This window comes from Paraoerskovia marina DSM 21750 (assembly GCF_000701465.1).
Lineage (GTDB): Bacteria > Actinomycetota > Actinomycetes > Actinomycetales > Cellulomonadaceae > Paraoerskovia > Paraoerskovia marina.
Map to the genome: position 1 here is coordinate 26492 of NZ_JNIY01000004.1, position 21861 is coordinate 48352.

A 21861-nucleotide genomic window follows, 5' to 3' on the forward strand; every position below is an offset into this window, starting at 1 on the left:
CGGGGCGACTCCGCCGGACCACGGACCCACGGGCATTGCGCGGCGTCGTAGACTGCGGCTGTACGACAGGGGAGCGCCCCAGAGCGCTGAGAGTGCGGCACGCCGCAGACCCTTGAACCTGATCCGGTCAGCACCGGCGGAGGAAGTCGACGTCCGAGGAGGACTCTTGCGCACCACCATCACCACCCGTTCCGTCGCCGCGTCCGGCGCGGTCCTCGCGCTCGCCCTGACGGGCTGCGCGAGCAGCGACACCGGCGACGCCGAGGGCTCGTCGGCCGAGACGGGGAGCAGCTCCGTCACCCTGGTCACCCACGACTCGTTCGCCCTCAGCGACGGCCTGCTCGACGAGTTCACCGCGGAGTCGGGGTACGACGTCGAACTGGTCGCCCCCGGGGACGGCGGCACCCTGGTCAACCAGCTGATCCTCACGAAGGACTCGCCCCTCGGCGACGCCGTCTTCGGGGTCGACAACACCTACGCGAGCCGCGCCGTCGACGAGGGCGTCTTCGACCCGTACCTCTCCTCCGCGCTCCCCGAGTCGGCGGCCGCCGAGGTGCCCGCGGGCGAGAGCCTGACCCCGGTCGACCGGGGGGACGTCTGCATCAACGCCGACCTCGCCTGGTTCGAGGAGAACGACCTCGACGCCCCGACCACGCTCGACGACCTGGCAGACCCCGCCTACCAGGACCTCCTCGTCGTCACGAACCCCGCGACGTCGTCGCCCGGACTGGCCTTCCTGCTCGCGACCGTCGGGGCCAAGGGCGAGCACGGGTGGACCGACTACTGGACGGCGCTCTCGGAGAACGGCGTCAAGATCGCCGACGGCTGGGAGGACGCGTACTACGTGGACTTCACGGGTGCCGGCGGAGCCGGTGACCGTCCGCTCGTGCTCTCCTACGCCACCTCACCGGCGTTCACCGTGACCGAGGACGGCTCGGAGACCACCACCACGGCGTTGCTGGACACCTGCTTCCGCCAGGTCGAGTACGCGGGCGTGCTCGCCGGTGCGGAGAACCCCGACGGCGCCCGGGAGCTCGTGGACTTCCTCGTGAGCCGCACGGTCCAGGAGGACATCCCCGGCCAGATGTACATGTACCCCGTCGACGGCGACGCCGCGCTGCCCGACGAGTGGGCCCAGTTCGCCCCGCTCGCCGACGACCCGTTCGACGTCGACCCGGCCGAGATCTCCGCGCACCGCGGCGACTGGATCGAGACCTGGACCGCCACGGTCCTCGGCTGACCATGCGCCCGGCTCGCGCGCGCCGCAGCCGGCCCCCGGTGGCACGCGTCGTGCTCTGGGGGCTGGCGGCAGGCGTGCCGCTCGCCTTCCTCGCGATCTTCTTCGCGTGGCCCGTCCTCGCCCTCGTCGGACGAGGCTTCGTGACCGACGGATCCCTGGACCTGAGCGGGGTCGCCGAGGTGTTCGGCGAGTCGCGCACCTGGCGTCTGCTCGGGATCACGCTGGGCCAGGCGGTGGCCGGGACCGTCGCCTCGCTGGTGCTCGGAGTCCCCGGCGCCTACGTCCTGTACAGATGCCAGTTCCGCGGTCGTACGTTCCTCCGCGGTCTGGTGACGGTGCCTTTCGTCCTGCCCACCGTCGTCGTCGGCGTCGCGTTCCGCGCGCTCCTCGCCCCCGGCGGACCGCTCGCGTTCCTCGGCATCGACCAGACCTTCACCGCGATCGTGCTCGCGCTCGTCTTCTTCAACTACGCCGTCGTCGTCCGGACTGTCGGCGGCCTCTGGGAACGGCTCGACCCCCGGGCCGAGCAGGCCGCGCGGGCGCTCGGAGCCTCCCCGGCCCGGGCGTTCCGGACGGTCACCCTGCCCGCCCTGACCCCCGCGATCACCTCCGCCGCATCGCTCGTCTTCCTCTACTGCGCGACGGCGTTCGGCACCGTCCTCGTCCTCGGCCCGCCCGGGTACGGCACCATCGAGACGGAGATCTACGTCCAGACGACGCAGTTCCTCGACCTGCGCTCGGCGGCCGTCCTGTCCGTGGTCCAGCTCGTCGTCGTGGCCGGGGCGCTCGTCACCGCTGACCGCACCCGGGCGCGCCGCGAGAACGCCCTGGGCCTGCTCCCCGAGGCGCACGGCGGGCGGCGGCTGAGCCTGCGCGCCGACGCCGTGCCGACCGCCGTGACGGCCGCCGTCGTGATCCTGCTCCTGGCCCTGCCGGTCGCCACCCTGGTCACCCGCTCCCTGCATGCCGCCGACGGCACCTGGACGCTGGACAACTACCGCAACCTCGCGACGACCGGTGGCCCCAACGCGCTGTCCGTCACGGTGTGGGAGGCCGCGGGCAACTCGTTGCGGGCCGCTGCGCTCGCAGCGCTGATCGCGGTCGTCGTCGGCGGTCTGGTGGCCCTCGTGGTCTCGCGCCGACCACGGGCACGCGTCGGCAGGCGTGCCCTGCGAGCCCTCGACTCCGTCTTCATGCTCCCGCTCGGCGTCTCCGCCGTCACCGTCGGCTTCGGGTTCCTGATCACGCTCGACCGGCCGCTGGGGCTCGACGTCGACCTGCGCACCTCCGGGCTCCTCGTCCCGATCGCGCAGGCCGTCGTCGCGATCCCGCTGGTGGTCCGTGTGGTGCTGCCCGTGCTGCGGGCGATCGACCCGCGCCTGCGCGAGGCCGCCGCGACGCTCGGCGCCGGGCCGGGCCGGGTTCTTGCCACCGTGGACCTGCCCGTCGTGCTCCGCCCTGTCGGACTGGCCGTGGGGTTCGCGTTCGCGACCTCCCTCGGGGAGTTCGGCGCCACGTCGTTCCTCGCCCGCCCCGACACCGCGACCCTCCCGGTCGTGATCTTCCGGCTCATCGGCAAGCCCGGGGCCGAGAACTACGGGATGGCGCTCGCCGCGAGCGTCGTCCTCGCCCTCGTCACCGCGACGGTCATGCTCCTCGCGGAGCGGCTGCGCGGAGAAAGTGCAGGAGAGCTATGAGCCGCGGGCTCGAGGTGCGCGACGCCGTCGTGCGGTACGGGACGACGACGGCGGTCGACGGGGTGAGCCTCGACGTCGCCGAGGGCGAGGTGCTCGCCCTGCTCGGTCCGAGCGGCTGCGGCAAGTCGTCGCTGCTGCGCGCGGTCGCCGGCCTCGAGCCGCTGGCGGATGGGTCCGTCGCGTGGCACGGGCGGGACCTGGCGGCCGTGCCGGTGCACCGCCGGGCGTTCGGGCTGCTCTTCCAGGACGGACAGCTGTTCGCGCACGCCGACGTCGCGAGCAACGTCGGGTACGGGCTGCGCGTCGCCGGCGTACGCCGTACGGACCGCGAGGCCCGGGTGGACGAGCTGCTCGGGCTCGTCGGGCTCTCCGGGTACGGGTCCCGGGCGGTCACGGCGCTGTCGGGAGGGGAGAGGCAGCGCGTCGCGCTCGCACGTGCCCTCGCGCCCCGGCCCCGCCTGCTGCTGCTCGACGAGCCGCTCTCCGCGCTCGACCGTGCGCTGCGGGAGCGACTCGCGGCCGAGCTCCGGGAGATCCTCACGGCCACGGGCACCACCGGGATCTTCGTCACGCACGACCACGACGAGGCGTTCGCCGTCGCGGACCGCGTCGCCGTGATGGACGCCGGCACGATCCTGCAGGTCGCCCCGCCGGAGGAGCTCTGGGCCGCACCGGTGTCGTGGCGGGTCGCAGACTTCCTCGGGTACCAGGCGGTCGCCGACGTCGACCACGAGCGGGTCGCCGTCGGCCCGACGGGGCTCGAGACGACGGTGCCCGACGTCGGCCGGTGGGTGGGCGACGTCGTCCGGTCGGTCCGGCGGCGCGGCCGCACCGAGGTGACGGTCGACGTGGACCTGGGAGGCGGCGTCGGACGCTACACGGCGGTGCCGGGCGCCGAGCTCACCGACGGCAGCGACACCTCGGTCGGCCTGCGCCTGCGCGCCGACGGGTGCGCGCCCCTCCCGGCCCCGTGACCGCGCGCGGCCAGAGCTCGGTCAGCCCCCGCTCGACGCGAGCGGCTTCTCCCACAGCGCGCAGACGCCCGCTCCGCGGAACCCGAGCGCGACGTTGATGTCCAGCATCGGGCCGTTCTCCTCGGCGTTCCACGTGTGGATGCGCGTCATCCCCGGGCGGTCGGCCTGCAGCGCGAGCAGGTTCGCCGCCTTCATCAGCATGCCGAGACGGCGCCCCCGGTGCTCGGACAGCACGAGCGTGTCCTCCTGGAACGCGAACTGGTCGGTCGCCGGGCCGACGACGATCGTGAACCCGGCGAGCGTGCCCGACGGGACGTGCTCGGCCACCGCCATGCGGAAGACGTTGCCGCGCGCGTGCTGCTCGTCGATCAGCGACCGGTAGCGCTCGGCGTCCCACGCCTCCTCGGAGACCTCGAGGTCGCCGTGCGGGATGTCGGTGCTCATCCGCTGCTGCAGGTGGGCGACCTGGTCGATCCACTCGTCCGGCACGACGTCGTCCCACACGTGCGTGCGGTAGTCGTCACCGGCGTGCTCCGCGGCCTCCGCGTGCAGGCGCCCGAGCAGGCCGGTGTCCACCGGCAGCGTCAGCACCGAGTACCGCTCCACCTGGCGCAGGGTGAACCCGGCGCGGAGCGCGGCACGGACGGTCGGGTCGTCGGCCGGAACGCGGCCGCTGCCGGTCGGTGCCTCGATCGCACCGGGTCCCGGAGGCGGCTCGGGTGCGTGGTCCGTCGCGAGGCCGACCGTCCGGCGCCCGGCCTCCGCCGCGTCGCGCTCCACCGCGGCGAGAAGCGCGTCGTGCACCACGCCGTCCTCGTGCCCCGGACGGACCGTGAGCGTGGCGTCGAGCAGGTGCGTGTTGTCCGTCAGCGGCATCGCGTAGGACGCGAACCCGACGACGTCGCGCGGTCGCGGAGGGTCGGCGGTGGCCGCGGGGTCGACCGCGACGAGCACGGCGCGCCGGGCGTACCGCTGGTTCCCCTGGATGACCAGGATCTGGTCGGCCGGGAAGACGAGGTCGTCGTGGCCGAACGTCGCGAGCTCGGCCTCGACCTCGACGTCGGCACGCCCCTTGTACGCCCACGCGTCGGGGTGGTCCAGGTGCGGGGGATGCGGGGCGCGGACGACGCGCGGGCCGGAGGTCACCCGTCAATCGTCACCCGGTGGGTCGGCGTCGTCCACACAATTACCGTCCGCGTCACCGCCGACCACGTGGTTCCGTGTACTTCCGGGGGCGGGAAGTGGACAAAACCGCGTGGTCGGCAGCGGGCGGGCCGACGACGCGCGGGATCAGCCGCGCAGCGCCTGGTACGTCTCGATCAGGGCCTTGGTCGACGAGTCCTGGGCGGCGAGCGCCTCGGCGTCGCCGGCGACGGCCGGGGCGACCTCGAGCGCGAGCTTCTTGCCCAGCTCGACGCCCCACTGGTCGAACGAGTCGATGCCCCACACGACGCCCTGGACGAACGTGATGTGCTCGTACAGCGCGACGAGCTGACCCAGGACCGCCGGGGTGAGGGCCGGGGCGAGGATCGACGTCGTCGGCCGGTTCCCCGAGAACACGCGGGCGGGCACGATCGACTCGTCGGTGCCCTCGGCCCGCACCTCGTCCGCCGTCTTGCCGAACGCCAGCGCCTTCGTCTGGGCGAAGAAGTTGGCGAGGAAGAGGCCGTGGACGTCCGTGTCCCCGTCCGCGAGCGGGTACGCCGGCTGCGCGAACGCGATGAAGTCGGCGGGGATCAGGCGGGTGCCCTGGTGGATCAGCTGGTAGAACGCGTGCTGCCCGTTGGTGCCGGGCTCGCCCCAGAAGACCTCGCCCGTCTGCGACGTGACGGGTGAGCCGTCCCATCGCACGGACTTGCCGTTGGACTCCATGGTGAGCTGCTGCAGGTACGCCGGGAAGCGGTTGAGCTGCTGCGCGTAGGGGAGCACGGCGTGCGTCTCGGCACCGAGGAAGTTCACGTTCCAGATGTTCAGCAGGCCCATGAGCGCGGGGACGTTCTCGCTGATCGGTGCGGTCCGGAAGTGCTCGTCCATCGTGTGGAAGCCGCCGAGGAACTCCTCGAACCCGTCCGGGCCGATCGCGATGGCCAGCGACAGGCCGATCGCGGAGTCGACGGAGTAGCGACCGCCCACCCAGTCCCAGAACCCGAACGCGTTGGCCGGGTCGATCCCGAAGTCCGCGACCTTGTCGAGCGCCGTCGAGACGGCGACGAAGTGCTTGGCGACGGCGTCACGACGGGCGTCGTCGGTGTCGGCCAGCGCCCCGGCCCCGGCCAGCGACGTCCACAGCCACTCACGGGCCAGGCGCGCGTTGGTCAGGGTCTCGAGCGTGCCGAACGTCTTGGACGCGACGATGAACAGCGTGGTCTCGGGGTCGAGGTCCGCGGTCTTCTGCGCGACGTCGGTCGGGTCGATGTTGGAGACGAACCGCACCTCGAGGCCGTCCTGGACGTAGGGCTCGAGCGCCTCGTACGCCATGACGGGGCCCAGGTCGGAGCCCCCGATGCCGATGTTCACGACCGTCTCGACACGCTTGCCCGTGACGCCGGTCCACTCGCCGGAGCGGACCTTGTCGGCGAACTCGGCGAGCGCCGCGCGGACCTCGTGCACGTCCTCGTCCACGTCCTGGCCGTCCACGACGAGGTGCGCGTCGCCGTCCTCGGGCAGCGGGCGTCGCAGGGCGGTGTGCAGGACGGCGCGGTCCTCGGTGACGTTGATGTGCTCGCCGGTGAACATGGCGTCCAGGCGGCCGGCGAGACCGACCTCGTCCGCGAGACGCGTCAGCAGGGCGACGGTCTCCTCGGTGATCAGGTTCTTCGACAGGTCGACGTAGAGGTCGCCCGCCCGGTGCGTGAAGCGCTCGGCGCGCTGCGGGTCCGCGGCGAACCATCCGCGCAGGTCGCTCGTGAGGTCGGAGTGGTGGGCGGTCAGGTCCGCCCAGGCCGTGGTCGTCGTCGCATCGATGGGTGCCGTGCTCACGCCAGGTGCCTGCCTTCGGTCGCTGTGTCTCGGGGGAGGCGTCGTCGTCGACCGCCACCCACCACCGTATGACGTGCGCGGTGCGCGCGCCGCCGTAGCCGCAGTGCGAGCAGAAGGCAGGGGTGCTCCCGAGACGGTCGGGCTACCGGCGGGGCGGTGCGGTCGACGCGCGCTCGACGAGCGTGGTCTCGAGGCGTACGTGGTGCGGACGGTCGCCTCCGGCGAGGAGGTCGAGCAGAAGTCGCAGCGCCTCGGCGCCCATCCGCCGCAGGGGTTGCTCGACGGTCGTCAGGGGCGGGGTGCAGAGCGCGGACTCGGGGACGTTGTCGAACCCGACGACGCTGACGTCGCCCGGGACGTCCAGCCCGAGCGACCGGGCCACCTCGACGGTCCGGATCGCGGTGAGGTCGTTGGCGGCGAAGACGGCGGTCGGTGCGTCGGGCAGCGTGAGCAGCTCGTGGGCGGGCAGGTCGGCCGTGTCGGAGCGATAGCCGCCGACACGCAGCAGGTCGGGGTCGACGGCGATCCCGGCCTCGGCGAGCGCGGCCCGGTACCCCTCCTCGCGCAGTCGCGAGCTCTCCAGGTCCTCGCGTCCACCGAGGAACCCGATGCGTCGGTGGCCGAGCCCGACGAGGTGTGAGGTCGCGAGGCGCGCCCCGCCCAGGTTGTCCGAGTCGACCGTCGGGGGCCCCTCGGGGCCGAGGTGCGGGTCGACGGCGACGACGGGGATTCCCGGGTGCGGGTCGACCACCGTGGGGGTGACGAGGATGGCACCGTCGATGAGCGTTCCGCTCAGCCGGGAGAGGTATCGCTGCTCCCATCCGACGTCCGCCCCGGGGCGGCCGCCGGCGGAGTAGGCGAGCAACTCGTACCCGGTGTCGGCGACGGCGTCGGAGATTCCCTTGAGGAGCTCGGTGCTGAACGGCTCGAACTCGGCGACGAGAATTCCGATGACGTTGGTGCGGGTCGACCGCAGGCTTCGTGCGACGAGCGACGACTCGTACCCCAGCCTCTCGATGACCTCGTGGACGCGCGCCGACGTGGCGACCGCGACTCCGTAGCGACCGTTGATCACCTTGGAGACCGTCGCGACCGAGACGCCGGCGTCGCGTGCGACGTCTCCGATGGTCACTCTTCCCGTTGGCTGCACGAGGGTGACCCTACCCGCGCACCCGTGCCGCCTCGACCTGATTCGGGGACGAGAACGCCACGTGTCGAAAACGTTATCGATAACGATTGACACGCACCATGACCCGGGGTGAGACTTCGACCGTTCAGTCAATGACGACCGAGGGGAATCCCATGAGGACCGCACGATTCGCAACCGCCGTCGCGCTGACGGCGAGCATCGGGCTGCTGACCGCCTGCGGCGGTGACGACGGCTCCACGACGAACGCCGACGGCGATGTCGTCATCACCTGGTGGCACAACGCCAACACCGGCGAGGGCAAGACGTTCTACGACGACGTGGCCGCGGAGTTCGAGGCGGAGCACCCCGGCGTCGTCGTCGAGGTCAGCGCGATGCAGCACGAGGACATGCTCACCAAGCTCGACGCTGCCTTCCAGAGCGGCGAGGCGCCGTCGCTCTACATGGAACGTGGTGGCGGTGAGCTGCAGGACCACGTGGAGGCGGGCCTCACCAAGGACCTGACCGACCTAGTCCCCGAGACGATCGACAGCATCGGCGGCTCGATCGCCGGGTGGCAGGTCGACGACCGCACGTACGGCCTGCCCTTCTCCGTCGGAGTCGTCGGATTCTGGTACAACAAGGCGCTGTTCGCGGACGCCGGCATCGACACGCCCCCGACGACTGTCGACGAGTTCGACGACGCCGTTGCTCAGCTCAAGGACGCCGGAATCACGCCGGTCTCGGTGGGCGCGGGTGACAAGTGGCCAGCAGCGCACTACTGGTACTACTTCGCGATGCGCGAGTGCTCCGAGCAGGTGCTCTCTGACGCGGTCGGCACGCTCGACTTCTCTGACGACTGCTTTGTCCGCGCAGGCGGCGACCTGGAGCAACTGGTCGGCACTGAACCCTTCAACGCCGGATTCCTCTCGACCCCGGCGCAGTCGGGCCCGACGAGCGCCTCGGGTCTCCTGGCCACCGACAAGGTCGCGATGGAGCTCGCCGGGCACTGGGAGCCTGGCGTCATGCAGGGTCTCACCGAGGACGAGCAGGGTCTTGGTGACGACACCGGATGGTTCGCCTTCCCATCGGTCGACGGGGGAGAGGGCGCTCCGGACGCGGCGCTCGGCGGCGGCGATGCGTGGGCTGTCTCACAGGACGCACCTGACGAGGCCGTCGAGCTCGCGGAGTACCTGCTGTCGGATGACGTGCAGAAGCGATTTGCCGAGCTAGACATGGGACTGCCGACGAACAGCAGCGCATCAGAGTTCGTCGCCGACCCCGCGCTCGCCCAGCTTCTCGAGGTGCGCGACGCAGCACCCTACGTCCAGCTCTACTTCGACACCGCGTTCGGCCCCTCGGTCGGCGGGGCGATGAACGACGAGATCGCGCTGATGTTCGCCGGCCAGGCCGGCCCGCAGGACGTCGTGGACGCCACGCAGGCCGCGGCCGACGCGGAGAAGTGAGTCCGGTGTCCCTCGACGGTTCGACCGCGGTCGCCGATCGTGCTGCGGCACGACCGGCGGCCGCGCCGCGGCAGTTCCGCAGCGGTGGCGGTACGTCCCTGCGGATGCGGCTTGAGATCCTCTTCTTCGTCGCGCCCGCACTGTGCCTGTTCGGGTTCTTCGTCGTCTGGCCGATCGCCAAGGCCATCCAGTTCTCGCTCTACCGCTGGAAGGGCTTTGGGCCGCTCGTCGACTTCGTCGGGCTCCAAAACTACGTTGCCGTGCTGCAGAACGAGGTCTTCACCGACGCGCTCGTGCACAACCTGATCATCGTGGTCGCGTCGATCGCGCTGCAGCTGCCGCTCGGCCTCGCGATCGCGCTCTTGCTCAACCGCACGATGTGGGGGCAGGGAGCACTGCGAACCATCATCTTCGTGCCGTACGTGCTGGCCGAGGTAATTGCCGGGGTCATCTGGTTCCAACTCCTCCAGCCGCGCTACGGCGTCGTGGACACGCTGCTCGCGGCGGTCGGGCTCCAGGGCCCCGAGCAAGGCTGGCTCGGTGACCCGCGCTACGCGCTGGCGACAGTCATCGTCGTCCTGACCTGGAAGTACCTCGGTCTCGCCGTGATCCTCTTCCTCGCCGGGCTGCAGGGCGTCCCGCCGGAGCTCCACGAAGCCGCACAGATCGACGGCGCGAGCTGGTGGCAGTCCCAGCGGAGCATCACGATCCCGCTCCTGGGCCCGACCATCCGGACGTGGGCGTTCCTGTCGATGATCGGCTCGCTTCAGCTCTTCGACATGGTCTGGATCCTGACCAAGGGAGGGCCGGCGAACTCGACCATGACGATGGCGACGTTCCTCATCACCGAGGGGACCAAGAGGCAGAACTACGGCACTGCTGCGGCTGCGTCCGTGATCCTCTTCGTCGTCGCACTCGTGATGGCGTTGCTCTACCAGCGACTCGTTCTGCGCCGCGACACGGCCGCGGACCGTCCTGAGAAGAAGGTGAAGCGATGAGCACCACGACCCGACCCGGCCCGGTGACCACCGGGCCCGCCCACCGGGCCGAGACCAGCTCCCGGCGCCGTCGGCCCCGCCACGACGCCGGTCCGCTCGTGTACGGGATCGCTCTCGTCGTCGTGGCCGTCACGCTCGGGCCCGTCGTCTACGGGGTGCTCGGGGGCTTCCGGACCAACGCGCAGCTCGCGGAGGCACCTGCCGCGATGCCGGACCCCTGGGTGCTCACGAACTACGTCGGTGTGCTCTCGAACCCGGACTTCTGGCGCTATACGCTCAACTCGACGGCCATCGCGGTGATCACGACCGCGCTCGTCGTGCTCTTCGGCGTCATGGCGGCCTACCCGCTCGCGCGCTACCGGTTCCGCGGTCGCGAGAAGCTGTTCATGGTCTTCGTGACCGGCCTGCTGTTCCCCGCGACCGTTGCCATCATCCCGCTCTTCATCCTCGTGTCGCGAGACCTCGGCCTCGGCAACACGTGGTGGGGTGTCGCACTGCCCCAGGCGGCGTTCGGGCTGCCGATGACGGTGGTAATCCTGCGCCCGTTCCTCATGGCGCTGCCCGACGAGATCGAGGAGGCTGCACTCCTTGACGGTGCGACGCGCGTCGGCTTCTTCTGGCGAATCCTGCTGCCGCTCTCCGGCCCGGGCATGGTGACGGTCGGGGTGCTCGCGTTCGTCGGGTCCTGGAACTCGTACCTGCTCCCGCTGCTGCTGCTCCAGGACGAGACCAAGACGCTCCCGCTCGGCGTCGCCGACTTCTCGAGCGAACACTCGGCCGACACGGCAGGTGTCTTCGCATTCACGACCCTGGCGATGATCCCGGCCCTGATCTTCTTCCTCGCCATGCAGAAGCGGATCGTCAACGGGCTCCAGGGAGCGGTCAAGGGATGAGCTATCAGACTGTAGAGGTGCACCGTGCACCCGACCCACGAAGGAGTACTCCGATGACGGACCGGACGGCCTCGGCCGCCGCATCTGACCGTGTCCGGGCGATGGTCGCCCGGATGACGCTCGAGCAGAAGCTCGCCCAGATCGTCGGGTACTGGCTCGACCAGGGTGGTGAGGTCGTGGCCCCGATGCAGGGGGAGATGTCCGGCGTGCCCGAGGACCTTGCCGACATCACCCGGCACGGCATCGGGCACTTCACCCGCGTGTACGGGACCCGCCCGGTCGACGCGGCCGAACGCGCCCGGTGGCTCTGGACGGAGCAGCGGAGGCTGGTGGCGGAGACCGGGATCCCGGCGCTCGTGCACGAGGAGTGCCTGACCGGGCTGGCCGCGTGGCGTGCCGCCACGTTCCCGACCCCGCTCGCCTGGGGCGCCTCGTTCGACCCGGGGCTGGTCGAGGAGATGGGGTCGGCGATCGGCGGATCCATGCGGGAGCTCGGCATCCACCAGGGGCTCGCCCCGGTGCTGGACGTCGTCCGGGACCCCCGCTGGGGTCGCGTCGACGAGTGCATCGCCGAGGACCCGTACGTCGTGGGCACGCTCGGCACCGCCTACGTCCGCGGACTGCAGGGCGCCGGCGTCCACGCCACCCTCAAGCACTTTGCGGGGTACTCGGCCTCCCGCGCGGGGCGCAACCACGCCCCGGTGTCCGCGGGCCCCCGGGAGATGGCCGACGTGCTGCTGCCGCCGTTCGAGATGGCCGTGCTCGACGGCGGGGTGCGGTCGGTGATGCAGGCGTACGTCGACGTCGACGGCGTCCCGATGGCGTCCAGCGAGGAGTACCTCACCGGCATCTTGCGCGACCGCTGGGGGTTCGACGGGACCGTCGTCGCCGACTACTTCGGGGTCGCCTTCCTCCACGTCATGCACAAGGTCGCCGCCGATCTCGGCGAGGCCGCGGGCCTCGCGCTCGCCGCCGGCGTCGACATCGAGCTCCCCACGGGCGACGCGTACCTGGAACCGCTGGCGGCGCGTGTCCGGGACGGGCTCGTGGACGAGGACCTGGTCGACCGTGCCGTGCTCCGGGCCCTGCGTCAGAAGGAGGAGCTCGGCCTGCTCGACGAGACGTTCGACGACGAGCCCCCGGCAGTCGTCGACCTCGACCCGCCGGGCCACCGGGCCATCGCGCGCCGGCTCGCCGAGGAGTCCGTGGTGCTGCTCGCGAACGACGGCGTCCTGCCCCTTGTCGCACCGGGGCGTCCGGCGCCCGCTCGTGTCGCCGTCGTCGGGCCCAACGCGGACCGCGCCGAGGCGCTCATGGGGTGCTACTCGTTCGCCAACCACGTCCTGGCCCACCACCCCGGCACCGAGCTCGGGTTCGAGATCCCGACCGTCGCCGAGGCGTTGCGCTCCGAGCTCCCAGACGCCGAGATCACCGTGTCCGCGGGCTGCGACGTGGACGGGGACGACCGCTCGGGGTTCGCGGCCGCGGTCGAGGACGCCGCCGCGGCCGACGTCGCGGTGCTCGTCCTCGGGGACCAGGCGGGCCTCTTCGGGCGCGGCACCGTCGGCGAGGGCAACGATGCCGAGAGCCTGGAGCTCCCTGGCGTGCAGGCCGACCTCGTCGAGGCCGTCCGCGCGACCGGTACCCCGACCGTCGTCGTGCTCCTGACCGGACGACCGTACGCCGTCGGCCCCATGCTGGAGGACGGGGCGGTGCTGCAGGCCTTCTTCCCCGGGGAGGAGGGCGGGACGGCGCTCGCGGGCATCATCACCGGGCGGGTCTGCCCGTCGGGCCGCCTGCCGGTCTCCCTCCCGCGCTCTGGCGGCGCCCAGCCGTACTCGTACCTGCACCCGACGCTCGGCGGCCCCAGCGAGGTCACGAGCACGGACTCGACCCCCGCCCGGCCGTTCGGCTTCGGGCTCTCGTACACCAGGTTCGAGCGCACCGGTCTTGTCGCCGACGCCCGGGTGGCGAGCGGTGGGACGTTCGCGGCCTCGGTGCGCGTGACCAACACCGGCGACCGCGCCGGGACCGACGTCGTCCAGCTCTACGCGCACGACGTCGTGGGCTCGATCCCGCGCCCCGTCGCGCTGCTCCTCGGGTACGCGCGCGTCGACCTCGCCGCGGGGGAGTCCGCCGTCGTGCACCTCGAGGTCCCCACGACGAGGTTGGCCTTCACGGATCGCTCGATGGTGCGGGTGGTCGAGCCGGGAGAGGTCGAGCTCTGGGTCGGCCCCGACTGCGCGACCCGGGAGTCCGAGGCCTCGATCGTCGTCGACAGCCCCGCCCACGCGGTCACGGTCGACGACCCGCGGGTCGTGGGAGTCAGGGTGGAGCGCGCCTGAGGCGTGCCAGACTCGGACCATGCGCGTGGACAGCTGGTTGTGGGCCGTGCGGTTGACCAAGAGCCGGTCGATCGCGACGGCGGCGTGCCGGGCCGGTCACGTCCGGATCGACGGGGTACGGGTCAAGCCGTCGGCCAAGGTCGTGATCGGCAGCCGTGTCTCGTTCCGCGGGGCCGACCACCGGTTCCGGGACGTCGAGGTGGTGCAGCTGCTCGCCAAGCGGGTCGGTGCGTCGGTCGCCGTCGCGGCGTACGTCGACCACTCGCCGCCGCCTCCGCCGCCCGAGGCCGTCGCTCCCGCCGGCGTCCGTGACCGGGGCGCCGGACGGCCCACCAAGCGGGAACGCCGGGAGATCGACCGGCTCCGGGGACGCGACTGAGCGCGCGTCGTCGTGCACCCGGTGTCACAGTGGCGGCATGAGCAACCAGTACGGACGGGCCTATCTGCTGCGCCACGGTGAGACCGAGTGGAGCCGCGACGGCCGGCACACGGGCCTGACCGACCTTCCCCTGACCGAGCGGGGTGAGCGGCAGGCCCGGGCCGCGGGGCCGATGCTCGCCGACCGCGACATCAGCCACGTCTTCGTCAGCCCCCTGCAGCGTGCACGGCGCACGGCCGAGCTGGCCGGGTTCAGCGACGTGCAGGTCGACGACAACCTCGTCGAGTGGGACTACGGGGTCACCGAGGGGATCTCGACGCTGCAGATCCGCGAGATCGTCGGGTACGACTGGGAGCTGTGGTCCGACGGCGTGCACATCGACCTGCCGGAGAGCGCCCAGGTCGTGGACCCGCCCAGCCCCGGGGAGACCGTCGACGACGTCGCGCGGCGGGCCAGCGCCGTCGTGCGGCGGATCGAGCCGCACCTCCGCGACGGGCAGGACGTGCTGATCGTCGCGCACGGGCACCTGCTCCGGGTCCTGACCGCGATGTGGCTGGAGCTCGCGCCGGTCGACGGGTCGCGGTTCGTGCTCGAGACGGCCACCGTCAGCACGCTCGCGTTCGAGCGGGAGCGCCACGTGATCGCCGGCTGGAACGTGCGGGAGGACTGACTGCGCACGGCTCGCTCACGCGGACGGCCCCGGGGTGCACGGCATCCGTGAGGGCGGACGCCGTGCACCCCGGGGCCGGGTGCGGGCTCAGCGGTTCTCGGTCAGCAGGCCCCGAGGTCCTGCCAGACTCCCCATTGGCTCGGAGCCGGGGTGTCGCCGAGCGTCCACCATTTGGCTCGCCAGAGGTGCCCGTCGTGGCTGACCTGGTTGCCACCGGTGTAGACGGTCGAGCCGGACCAGGCCGCTGCGGAGCAGTCCGGCGGGGTCGTCGTCGGGTCGGTCGTCGGGTCGGTCGTCGGATCCGTGGTCGGGTCCGGCGTCGGGTCGGTCGGCCCGGTTCCGTTCACGTTGAGGTCGACGCAGTTGTAGAACGCCATCGCGGTGTTCGAGACGTTCCAGCGGGCGAGGACCGTGTGGTTGCCGCTCGGCAGGCCCGTCAGCGTGTGCGAGATGTTGCTCGGCGGCTGCTGGCCGTTCTGGTTGAACGTCTTGAACAGCTTGCCGTCGACGAAGTACTCCCACGTGCTCGTGTTGTGCGCGGCGGTGAGCTTCCACTTGAACGTCACCGACGACCCCGTGGTCGTGCGGGGCCACGGCTTCGAGCTGTCGTCCAGGATGTCGAACCCGCTGCCGCCGGAGCACTGCATCGACCCCTTCGGGGCCTCGACGGACTGGGGCTCGTACTTGATGGCGCCGCAGTCGAACGACGTCGCGCCGTTGGCGCAGTTGTCCTGGCGGCTGGGCGGCGAGGTGATCCAGCCGTGCGCCTCGGCGGACGGCGCGACGAACGCAGGGGCCACGACGGCGCCCGCGAAGGCCAGAGCGAGGACGACGACGGCGGCACGGACGCGGCCGATCGGCGTGGAACGGACTGTTGATCTCAAGGACATGAAGGGCGCTCCTCGGGTCGACGGGATCTCGGACCTCCTCGTCCGAGACGTGGGCGGCGTCGGTGCCGCAACCGTTGTCGACGCTAGGGAGGCCGGGTGCGCCCGGCAATCGTGGAGGTTCCGTACGGGGACACCCGCACGGGCCGCCCCGCAGGGTGCGTACACAGGCCTTTGCGCAGGTGAGCGTGCAGTTCGGGGCGCGGCCTCGTCGAATCGATTCGGGTGGGGCGTAGGGCAATCTGCGGGAACCACGTAGGCGCTCGCGGCCGCCGAGAGGCGACAGGGGCAGAGACACGACAGCGGGGTTGCCGACCGTGTCGACAACCCCGCCGCCGGCGCGACGTGAGGGGGAGTTCACGTCATGCCGGGTCTATCGGTGGATCGGCTCAGCAGGCGCCGAGGTCCCGCCACACACCCCAGTCGCTCGCGACCGGGGCCGAGTTGGTGGTCCACCACTTGGCCTGCCAGAAGTGGCCGTCGTGGATCACGACGTCACCGCCGACGTAGACCGCCGAGTCGGACCACGGCTCACCGGAGCACTGGCCCGGGTCGGTCGTGGGATCCGTCGTGGGATCCGTCGTCGGGTCGGTGGTGGGGTCCGTGGTCGGGTCCGTGGTGGGGTCGGTCGTGGGATCCGTGGTGGGGTCCGTGGTCGGGTCCGTGGTGGGGTCCGTCGTGGGGTCCGTGGTCGGGTCGGTCGTCGGGTCCGTGCCCGGGTCCGTCCCGTCCGCGGTCACGGTGATGTCGACGCAGTTGTAGAACGCCATCGGCGTGTCGGCGATGTTCCAGCGCGCGAAGATCGTGTGGTCGCCCTCGGGCAGACCGGTCAGCGTGTGGCTGATGTCCTTCGGCGGCTGCGCGCCACCCTGGCTGCGGGTGTCGAAGAGCTCTCCGTCGACGAAGTACTCCCACGTGCTCGTCGAGTGGTTCGCGGTGAGCTTCCACTGGAACGTCACGTCGCGGCCGGTGACGGTGCTCGGCCACGCGAGCGACTCGTCGTCGAGGATGTCGTATCCGCTGTCCCCGGAGCACTTCATCGAGCCCTTGACGGCCTCGACGGACTGGGGCTCGTACTTGATGCCACCGCAGTCGAACGGCGTCGCGCCGGTCGAGCAGTTGTCCTGGCGGCTCGGTGGCGAGGTGATCCAGCCGTGCGCCTCGGCAGACGGTGCGAGCGCCACCGGGGCGACGATCGCGCCTCCGATCGCAAGCGCCAGCGTCACCACCGCGGTGCGTACGCGCCGTGCGGCGCTACTGGTCATGGTCGTGCTCGTCATCAACACTCCCTGGTCGGGTGAAGTGGCGGCAGGGAGGAGTCCCTCAGGGGCCGACGTCGGCGCCGGCGCTCACCACCCGGGGAACGCTATGGATGGCTGCAGGTGGGCACAATTGTGCGAAATGCGTACGCAGGAGTGCGTAGTCAGGCCCCGGCGGGACGTTCGGCGCGTGCGCCGGAGCGCTCCGGGAGCGCGGCATTCCGGGCATTCTGCCGTTCGCGCGCCGTGGTCCGGGCGCGGGGGTGGCCCGGTGCTGCGTCGGTGTGGTCCGTGGTGCCGACCGGCCAGATGGCGACGAGTGCGGCTGCAAGTGTCACGACGGCAGCCAGGATCACGAGGAATCCGTTCCCGTGCGCCCAGGCGAATCCGGCGCCCACGCCACCCAGCAGGGCGGTGACGCCCGCTGCGAGAGTCGTGCGCATCATCGTGGCTCCTGAGGTGCTTGGTGTGGTGGTCGTTCCTGGTTACCTGTTCCATGACACGTCGGATCGGCGCGGGTCGCCACCGCAGCACCCGATCGTCACCGGGTCGTGACCTGATCGATAGAATCGACCACCGGCGGAAGGAGCCACGTGAGCAACCGGCACAAGATCGGCGAGGTCGCCGAGCGGACAGGGCTCTCCCTCCGCACGATCCGCTACTACGAGGAGGTCGGCCTGGTCCGGCCGACGGCCCGGACGGACGGCGGGTTCCGCCTCTTCACGGACGACGACGTCGCCCGGCTCGAGGTGCTGAAGGGCATGAAGCCGCTCGGCTTCTCCCTCGACGAGATGCGCGAGCTCGTCGACGTCCTCGACGGACACGGGGGCGCGGACGGGCGGTCGAGCGAGGCGACGCTCGCCGAGTTCCACGCCCGGGCGGTCGACCGGTGCACGTCGCTGCGGCGCAAGCTCGCGAGCGCCGAGGCGCTGACCGAGGACCTCGGTCGACGGTTGGAGGGCGGCGGGGGGTAGAACCCTCCCGCTACGTCAGGGTAGGCTCTGGTCGTCTCCGTCGCGTGCGCCGTCGTCCGTGCGCACCCGGAGGCGTGCGCGTCGACGCGCCCCACCTCTTGCCCTGATCGAGGGATACCCGTGCGCGGGCGTCCCGCCCGAACGAACGGATCCACATCGTGTCTGCCGCTCCCGTGAGCCCTGCCGTCCCCGAGGCGGACGAGGCGAACTCCGTCCTGGCCGCGCTCAGGTCGCCCCGGCGGCTGCGCACCGAGGTGCTCGCCGGGCTCGTCGTCGCGCTCGCCCTGATCCCCGAGGCGATCAGCTTCTCGATCATCGCGGGCGTCGACCCGCGCATCGGGCTCTTCGCCTCGTTCACCATGGCCGTCTCGATCGCGTTCCTGGGCGGTCGCCCGGCGATGATCTCGGCGGCCACGGGTGCGATCGCCCTCGTCATCGCCCCGGTGATGGCCGAGTACGGGTACGACTACCTGATCGCGACCGTGCTCCTCGGCGGGCTGATCCAGGTGCTCCTGGGCGTGCTCGGCGTCGCCAAGCTGATGCGGTTCATCCCCCGCTCGGTGATGGTCGGCTTCGTCAACGCGCTCGCGATCCTGATCTTCTCCTCCCAGGTCCCGCACCTGCTCGGGGTGCCGTGGCTGGTGTACCCGATGGTCGCCGTCGGCATCGCGATCATGGTCTACCTGCCGCGCGTCACCACCGTGATCCCCGCCCCGCTGATCGCGATCGTGCTGCTCACCGTCGTCACCGTCGTCGGAGCGCTCGCCGTCCCGACCGTCGGCGACGAGGGCGCGCTGCCGGAGTCGCTGCCGGCGCTGTTCTTCCCCGACGTGCCGATGAACCTCGAGACGCTCCAGATCATCCTGCCGTACGCCGTCGGGATGGCCCTCGTGGGCCTGATGGAGTCGCTGATGACGGCGAAGCTCGTCGACGACGTGACCGACACGCACTCGAACAAGACCCGTGAGGCCTGGGGCCAGGGCGCCGCCAACATCATCACCGGCTTCTTCGGCGGCATGGGTGGCTGCGCGATGATCGGGCAGACGATGATCAACACCAAGGTGTCGGGCGCGCGCACCCGGATCTCGACGTTCCTCGCGGGTGTGTTCCTGCTGATCCTCGTCGTCGGGCTGGGCGACGTCGTCGCGATGATCCCGATGGCCGCGCTGGTCGCCGTGATGATCATGGTCTCGGTCGGCACGTTCGACTGGCACTCGATCCGGCCGGGCACGCTGCGCCGCATGCCGAAGTCGGAGACGGCGGTCATGGTGACCACGGTCGTCGTCACCGTCGCCACGGACAACCTCGCGATCGGCGTGGTCGTGGGCGTCGTTGTGGCGTCCGTGCTCTTCGCGCAGCGCGTCGCGCACTTCACGACCGTCACCCGCCTGGACGCCTCGGACGACGACGGCCAGCGCGTCTACGCCGTCACCGGCGAGCTGTTCTTCGCCTCGTCGAACGACCTGGTCTACCAGTTCGACTACGTCGGCGACCCCGCAGATGTCGTCATCGACCTGTCGGGCGCGCACGTGTGGGACGCCTCGACCGTCGCCACGCTCGACGCGATCACCCAGAAGTACGCCTCGAAGGGCAAGACCGTCACGATCCGCGGTCTGAACGAGGACTCCGCGGCACGCCACGAGCGGCTCGCGGGGAACCTCGGCGCCGGGCACTGACCGCGGGCGCTGAGGACGGGCACTGACGGCGGGCGCAGCCGTCGCGCCGGTCGCGGCCCGGCCCGTAGCGCTGCTCAGGTCGCGGCGCTGAGCCGCTCGGTCGCCTCGAGGAACGCGATGTCGCGGGCCACGCGCAGGCCGCTGATCAGCGCCCCCTGCAGCACCGACTCCTCGCCGAGCGAGGCCGTCACGAGGTTCGGCCGCATCGGGGTGATCTGCTCCATGCGTGCGGTCAGGGCGGGCAGCAGTGCGTCGAGGTTCTGCCCGACGCCGCCGCCCACGACGATCATCTCGGGGTCCAGGAGCGCGGCGACGCCCGTGACGACGTCGGCGAGCTGGCGTGCCTCGGTCTCGACCGCCGCGACCGCGCGCGGGTCCCCGGCGGCCGCGAGCCGGAACACCTCGGCGGCGGTGACGTCGTCGTCGAGCCCCTCGTCGACGGCGTACCGCACCACCGAGTCGGCGGCCGACCTCCACTCGAGCACGCCACGCCTGCCCTCGGCGGCGTGGTCGTCGATGCGCTCGCCCACGGGCATGAAGGCGATCTCTCCGGCGGCCCCGGTCGCACCCTGGTAGGTCTCGCCGTCGACGATGATGCCGAGCCCGATCCCGGTGCCGACGTGGAGGTAGGCCATGTGGCGGGTCCCGACGCCGGCGCCGGTCGCGTGCTCGGCGACGGCCGCCAGGTTCGCGTCGTTCTCGATGGCGAACGACCCGCCGATCCGTGCGGCGAGCGCGCCCGCGAGCCCCGGCCGCTGCCACGCCGGGAGCTGGGCCGCGAACATCAGCGCCTGCTCCTCGGCCTGGAAGACGCCGGGCGCGGCGATCAGCGTGTGGGTGGACGGGCCGGTGATCCCCGCCTGGGCCCGTACCTGCTCGGCGGCTGCGCCGACGGCGTCGACGAGGTCGTCCGGGGCGGCGGTGTTGGGGATGTCGAGGCGCGCGAGCCGGTCACCCGCCAGGTCGGCCACGGCGAGCCGGATCCATCGGCGGCCGATGTCGACGGCGGTCACCGAGCCGGCGGTGGGGTCCGGCTCGTACACGACGGCCGGTCGGCCGGTCGTCGTCTCGGGCCGGCCGGCGGCGCGGACGAGGCCGCCACGCTCGAGGTCGCTGAGGGCGGCGAGCACCGTGGGCTGCGACAGGCCGGCGCGTCGGGCGAGCTGCGGCCTGCTGAGAGGGCTGGCCTCGTACAGGTGCCCGAGGAGCACCTGGCGGTTGACGGTGCGCATTCCGGCGGGCTCGACGGCGGCGGCGAGCGCTGCGGTCGGTCGGGCGCGCAGGCGGTCCGTCGGGCCGCCCGGGGGAGTCGCGGTCATTGCTTCCTCATTGACAGGTAGGAGACTTTATTAAAGACTCTTCATCATGACAGGTCTCGCGCACGGCGTGATAGCCATCGACATCGGTGGGACGAAGATCGACGTCGCCCTGGCAGGCCCGGACGGTGCCGTGCACGACCGCCAGCGCCTGCCCACCCGCGCGGGCGACGGTCCCCGCCAGGCTATCGCCCGCATCGGGTCGACGGCGCGGGATCTCGGCGCCGACGCGAGCCGGTTCGGCCTCACGGTCACGGGGGCAGCCGCCGTCAGCCCGGGGGTGGTGCACGACGGCGGCCTGCAGCTGGTGCCGACGATGCCCGGGTGGGACGACTACCCCCTCGCGCAGGAGGTCGGCACCGAGCTCGGATTCTCGGACGTCCCTGTCTGGAACGACGTGCACGCCGCCGGCCTCGCCGAGGCACGGAGCGGGGCCCTCGTCGACGCCGACCCGGGGCTCTACGTGAACCTCGGCACCGGCGTCTCCGCCGCGATCGTCGTCGGTGGCACCGTCCTGCGCGGCGCGCACCGTGCCGCGGGCGAGATCGGGTACCTCACGCCGCACGAGTCCGCGCTGACGCCCGTCGGGACGGCGCCGCTCGAGGAGATCGTCGGGGGCGGGCTCCTCGGCCCGCGGATCGGGGCGCTCACCGGGCGTGCCTTCACGTCGGCCGACGTGCTCGCGAGCACCGACCCCGTCGTCCAGGGGCTCGTCCACCAGGCCGTCCTCACCCTCGCCCGCGAGATCGCGAACATCGCGGTCACGCTGGACCCCGCCGTGGTCGCGATCGGCGGGGGGATGACCGCCGCGGCCGGCCTGATCCTGCCCGTCGTCGAGGCCGAGGTGCGCCGTCGCGTCCCGTTCCCGCCCGCCGTCGTCCTGGCGTCCTACCGCACCGACGCGGCGCTGCACGGGGCGGTCGCCCTGGCGCTCGGTGCCGTCGACCGTATCCCGGCCGCGTCGTAGCGCCGGCACACCCAC

General features: G+C 71.8%; 19 protein-coding genes and 1 riboswitch. Of the genes, 12 read left to right on the forward strand and 7 right to left on the reverse strand.

Annotated features, from left to right (window positions below):
* The first annotated feature begins 57 nt into the window (after positions 1–57).
* A riboswitch (TPP riboswitch) is annotated at positions 58–162 on the forward strand.
* A gap of 4 nt (positions 163–166) precedes the next feature.
* Genes Q343_RS0106190 through Q343_RS0106200 form a run of 3 tightly spaced genes read left to right on the forward strand, consistent with a single transcriptional unit; the run spans position 167 to position 3911 of the window.
* Positions 167–1240, forward strand: coding sequence for a thiamine ABC transporter substrate-binding protein (locus Q343_RS0106190; RefSeq protein WP_052366945.1), 1074 nt, complete (start codon positions 167–169; stop codon positions 1238–1240).
* A gap of 2 nt (positions 1241–1242) precedes the next feature.
* Positions 1243–2937: an ABC transporter permease gene (locus Q343_RS0106195; protein WP_029252729.1), complete on the forward strand. Its 1695-nt coding sequence runs from the start codon at positions 1243–1245 to the stop codon at positions 2935–2937.
* Positions 2934–3911: an ABC transporter ATP-binding protein gene (locus Q343_RS0106200; protein ID WP_081829672.1), complete on the forward strand. Its 978-nt coding sequence runs from the start codon at positions 2934–2936 to the stop codon at positions 3909–3911. Before Q343_RS0106195 ends, Q343_RS0106200 begins: the two co-directional genes overlap by 4 nt.
* A gap of 21 nt (positions 3912–3932) precedes the next feature.
* On the opposite strand, the gene Q343_RS0106205 is transcribed toward Q343_RS0106200, so the two are convergent.
* From Q343_RS0106205 to Q343_RS0106215, 3 genes are all read right to left on the reverse strand, one after another.
* Positions 3933–5057, reverse strand: a complete 1125-nt coding sequence (locus tag Q343_RS0106205; RefSeq protein ID WP_029252731.1) for a hypothetical protein — start codon at positions 5055–5057, stop codon at positions 3933–3935.
* Between the two features lie 144 nt (positions 5058–5201).
* On the reverse strand, positions 5202–6890 hold the full coding sequence (gene pgi / locus Q343_RS0106210) for a glucose-6-phosphate isomerase (RefSeq protein WP_029252732.1): 1689 nt from the start codon (positions 6888–6890) through the stop codon (positions 5202–5204).
* Between the two features lie 142 nt (positions 6891–7032).
* Positions 7033–8022, reverse strand: a complete 990-nt coding sequence (locus tag Q343_RS0106215) for a LacI family DNA-binding transcriptional regulator (RefSeq protein WP_248616763.1) — start codon at positions 8020–8022, stop codon at positions 7033–7035.
* A 170-nt stretch (positions 8023–8192) separates the two neighbouring features.
* Between Q343_RS0106215 and Q343_RS0106220 the strand changes: the two genes are divergently transcribed.
* From Q343_RS0106220 to Q343_RS0106245, 6 genes are read left to right on the forward strand one after another with little or no spacing between them, the layout of a single operon-like run.
* Positions 8193–9482 (forward strand): ABC transporter substrate-binding protein, encoded by a 1290-nt coding sequence (locus Q343_RS0106220; protein WP_029252734.1) that lies wholly within the window; start codon positions 8193–8195, stop codon positions 9480–9482.
* On the forward strand, positions 9479–10480 hold the full coding sequence (locus Q343_RS0106225) for a carbohydrate ABC transporter permease (protein ID WP_052366946.1): 1002 nt from the start codon (positions 9479–9481) through the stop codon (positions 10478–10480). Before Q343_RS0106220 ends, Q343_RS0106225 begins: the two co-directional genes overlap by 4 nt.
* Entirely contained in the window at positions 10477–11373 is an 897-nt protein-coding gene (locus Q343_RS0106230) for a carbohydrate ABC transporter permease (protein WP_029252736.1), read from the forward strand. Before Q343_RS0106225 ends, Q343_RS0106230 begins: the two co-directional genes overlap by 4 nt.
* 53 nt (positions 11374–11426) lie before the next feature.
* On the forward strand, positions 11427–13718 hold the full coding sequence (locus tag Q343_RS0106235) for a beta-xylosidase/alpha-l-arabinosidase (RefSeq protein ID WP_029252737.1): 2292 nt from the start codon (positions 11427–11429) through the stop codon (positions 13716–13718).
* A 19-nt stretch (positions 13719–13737) separates the two neighbouring features.
* Complete coding sequence (locus Q343_RS0106240; RefSeq protein WP_081829673.1) at positions 13738–14097, forward strand: RNA-binding S4 domain-containing protein; 360 nt, start codon at positions 13738–13740, stop codon at positions 14095–14097.
* Between the two features lie 37 nt (positions 14098–14134).
* Positions 14135–14767, forward strand: coding sequence for a histidine phosphatase family protein (locus Q343_RS0106245; protein WP_029252739.1), 633 nt, complete (start codon positions 14135–14137; stop codon positions 14765–14767).
* A gap of 101 nt (positions 14768–14868) precedes the next feature.
* Here the strand turns inward: Q343_RS0106245 and Q343_RS0106250 are convergent, their stop codons facing one another.
* The 3 genes from Q343_RS0106250 to Q343_RS0106260 all read right to left on the reverse strand — a co-directional run bounded on the left by Q343_RS0106250 (position 14869) and on the right by Q343_RS0106260 (position 17359).
* Entirely contained in the window at positions 14869–15657 is a 789-nt protein-coding gene (locus Q343_RS0106250) for a lytic polysaccharide monooxygenase (protein ID WP_052366947.1), read from the reverse strand.
* A gap of 386 nt (positions 15658–16043) precedes the next feature.
* Positions 16044–16934 (reverse strand): lytic polysaccharide monooxygenase, encoded by an 891-nt coding sequence (locus Q343_RS0106255; protein WP_081829674.1) that lies wholly within the window; start codon positions 16932–16934, stop codon positions 16044–16046.
* 143 nt (positions 16935–17077) lie between these two features.
* On the reverse strand, positions 17078–17359 hold the full coding sequence (locus Q343_RS0106260; protein WP_029252742.1) for a hypothetical protein: 282 nt from the start codon (positions 17357–17359) through the stop codon (positions 17078–17080).
* A 147-nt stretch (positions 17360–17506) separates the two neighbouring features.
* On the opposite strand from Q343_RS0106260, the gene Q343_RS0106265 reads away from it, so the two are divergent.
* Both Q343_RS0106265 and Q343_RS0106270 read left to right on the forward strand, forming a co-directional pair.
* Positions 17507–17887 carry a MerR family transcriptional regulator gene (locus Q343_RS0106265; protein WP_029252743.1) on the forward strand — a complete coding sequence of 127 codons (381 nt, stop codon included), beginning with the start codon at positions 17507–17509 and terminating at the stop codon, positions 17885–17887.
* Between the two features lie 158 nt (positions 17888–18045).
* Positions 18046–19563 (forward strand): SulP family inorganic anion transporter, encoded by a 1518-nt coding sequence (locus Q343_RS0106270; protein WP_407946468.1) that lies wholly within the window; start codon positions 18046–18048, stop codon positions 19561–19563.
* A gap of 74 nt (positions 19564–19637) precedes the next feature.
* Here the strand turns inward: Q343_RS0106270 and Q343_RS0106275 are convergent, their stop codons facing one another.
* Positions 19638–20882: an ROK family transcriptional regulator gene (locus tag Q343_RS0106275; RefSeq protein WP_052366949.1), complete on the reverse strand. Its 1245-nt coding sequence runs from the start codon at positions 20880–20882 to the stop codon at positions 19638–19640.
* A 46-nt stretch (positions 20883–20928) separates the two neighbouring features.
* Between Q343_RS0106275 and Q343_RS0106280 the strand changes: the two genes are divergently transcribed.
* Positions 20929–21846, forward strand: a complete 918-nt coding sequence (locus tag Q343_RS0106280) for an ROK family protein (protein ID WP_029252746.1) — start codon at positions 20929–20931, stop codon at positions 21844–21846.
* Positions 21847–21861: the final 15 nt, after the last annotated feature.